A 2,641-nucleotide genomic window follows, 5' to 3' on the forward strand; every position below is an offset into this window, starting at 1 on the left:
CAGTAGAAGAACAAAAGAAAATTGCAGATTTATTACTGCTTATTGAACAACGCATTACTACTCAAAACAAAATCATTGAGAAATATGAATCCTTAATTCAGGCAATATGCGATACCTTAATAGAATCAGGACAACCTAAGGTCGAATTATCCTTTAACGATTTTGGAGAGCCATATTCTGGCCTATCTGGTAAAAGTGCAGAAGATTTTGGTAAGGGGTGGCCATACATAACATATATGAATGTCTATCAGAATCAAATCATTGATATAACCGATGTTGGTTTAGTAAAAATCAATGAGACAGAGCAACAATCGGTTGTCCGCTATGGCGACATTCTTTTCACCTTATCATCTGAAACGCCGGATGAAGTTGGAATGGGTGCAGTGTATTTGGGAGATATTTATCCTTTATACCTGAATAGTTTTTGTTTTGGTGTCCATATTACAGACGAAAGTAAGATTTACCCTCCATTTTTAGCATACTATATTTCAACCAAATCATTTAGAAAGGCTGTTTTTCCATTGGCACAAGGCAGTACACGTTTCAATTTGCAAAAGAGCGATTTCATGAAAAAAAAGTTTCTTTTTCCAACGGTAGAAGAACAGAACAAAATATACTCCGTTCTCAAAGCCTATTCGGACAAGCTTTCTATCGAAAAGAATATAGCCAATTTACTTTGTGAACAGAAAAGTTACCTTTTACGTCAGTTGTTTATATAAACATCTGACGTAAAAGGTATTGTTTTTCTTTCTCATACGAACATAACAAACTTTTCTCTAAATCAATCTTTGTTTGAATGCTTGTCAGGGCGTTAGCAATATAGACTACTTCATCCTCTGTTTTTGGAAGAGGAATGGAGTTTTCCAAGAAACGGGCGTTAGTAATGTTGATTGTGTTCTTCGCTCCTTTCTGTATAAGTGGATGCAAATAATTGAACGCATTGTTGGACTGCATGAAATAGAAGTGCAGAAAAACTCCGATGTTATCATTAATCGGCTTATATACACCATACAAAGGTGAAACCGCAACAGCATTTTTTATATAGCTGCGTTTTACTATCCCATAAGGGAAATCACCTGTTGGGCTTTTTGTATAAACGATGTCACCATATTTAACAATATTGTAATGCGATGTTTCTTTGGCAGCAAAAGAGCGTCCAAGATATTCTATCTGATTAATGACACCTTGACTTACAGATACAGAACAAACAGTATAGCCATTTATATTCTTTTCTGTTCTCTCTTGTAGAACTTTGCTTAATTCCGTTTTCTGCCAATTCCCCTCGCGTATTCCATCCATCTTTTTCTGATAAATAATTGCCTGAATTAAGGATGAAATTTCTGAAATGTCCGCAATTTCAGAAAGATTCTTTACGTCTATAAATGGTGATGTTGTTACATTAGCTGATATATGTGATATAGTTAAAGGTAAACAAGTCAATGGAGAATTTCTTACAGATAGTGGCAATTACTATGTGATGAATGGAGGCATAGAACCATCAGGTTATTATGATGATTATAATACTGAAGCCAACACCATATCTATAAGTGAAGGCGGAAATTCTTGTGGTTATGTACAATTCAATACCACTCCATTTTGGAGTGGAGGACATTGCTATACAATTCAAAATATCACAAATAATGTAGAGAAACTATATCTGTATCATTACCTTAAATGTAATGAGGATACTATTATGAAACTTCGCATTGGCTCAGGATTACCTAATATTCAGAAGAAAGATTTAGCTAAATTCAGGGTAATAGTACCGATAATAGAACAACAAAAAACAATTTCTGCTTTTCTTTCTTTACTTGAAAGAAAAGTCCAAGTAGAAACTGACATCTTAATTGCTGTACAGTCAGAAAAACAATATTTACTTCGCCAAATGTTTATATAAACATCTGACGAAGTAGGTATTGCCGTTGTGCAGCGTAACAATTCAACATGCGTTGTTCTCGTGCTATCTTTGATAACAATGTACCTATAATCTGAGCTATTTGTTTCTGTTCATCCATAGATGGAATACAATGAATAGTATTAAAGTAATCTACAACAGAGATATTAAGTAAACCATGATTTCTTGCACCTTCACCAGCTATATTTGCGACAGTTTTATGCCATTTTTTTGATTCAAAATAATAGATGAGAAAATCAGAATCCACTCTAGCTGGGTCTGGACGAAAACAAATATATAATGGGGATAGTACACCCTGCTCATAATTGTCTAAACGTTTTACTGTCCCCCAAACATAATCTCCCGAATAACTTTTATTATATGCAAAATCTCCCTTTTGTAGAAGGTAATATCCTGACAAATTTTCACTAGCAACATTCTTGTTGAAAAATTCTTCTTGACTAACAAGACCATATTGAGCTGCTATCGTTAAAACTTGCTTACATTGCTCTCCCGTATTTTTTCTGCAGATTCTATGGCAAATATCAGAAAGCCGTACAAAGTGCCAATCACCGAAAAAACCATATAATCTTATTTGTGGTTGCTTATCTTTGGGACTAGAAAAAAGTTTTTCACAGATTGCGGACTTTAGTTTTTTCAAATCCTCAATGATTTTGTTTTGAGTAGTAATGCGTTGTTCAATAAGCAGTAATAAATCTGCAATTTTCTTTTGTTCTTCTACTGATG

Annotated in this window: 4 protein-coding genes; 2 read left to right on the forward strand and 2 right to left on the reverse strand. The window is 34.1% G+C overall.

Going from position 1 to position 2,641, the window contains the following annotated elements; translation table 11 throughout:
- Positions 1–719, forward strand: a 719-nt coding sequence (locus tag OCV81_RS17585) for a restriction endonuclease subunit S (protein WP_262640551.1), incomplete at its 5' end; no start/stop codon positions are given.
- Here OCV81_RS17585 and OCV81_RS17590 read toward each other — a convergent pair.
- The gene (locus OCV81_RS17590; protein WP_148331123.1) at positions 712–1,299 is read right to left on the reverse strand and encodes a restriction endonuclease subunit S; all 588 of its coding nucleotides are present in this window, start codon (positions 1,297–1,299) and stop codon (positions 712–714) included. The genes OCV81_RS17585 and OCV81_RS17590 overlap by 8 nt on opposite strands.
- 46 nt (positions 1,300–1,345) lie before the next feature.
- Between OCV81_RS17590 and OCV81_RS17595 the strand changes: the two genes are divergently transcribed.
- Positions 1,346–1,897 (forward strand): restriction endonuclease subunit S, encoded by a 552-nt coding sequence (locus tag OCV81_RS17595; protein ID WP_081023363.1) that lies wholly within the window; start codon positions 1,346–1,348, stop codon positions 1,895–1,897.
- Here the strand turns inward: OCV81_RS17595 and OCV81_RS17600 are convergent.
- The coding region (locus OCV81_RS17600) for a restriction endonuclease subunit S (protein WP_262640553.1) at positions 1,890–2,641 on the reverse strand (752 nt) is incomplete at its 5' end. The genes OCV81_RS17595 and OCV81_RS17600 overlap by 8 nt on opposite strands.

The organism is Phocaeicola fibrisolvens (genome assembly GCF_025567125.1).
Classification (GTDB): Bacteria; Bacteroidota; Bacteroidia; order Bacteroidales; family Bacteroidaceae; genus Phocaeicola; species Phocaeicola fibrisolvens.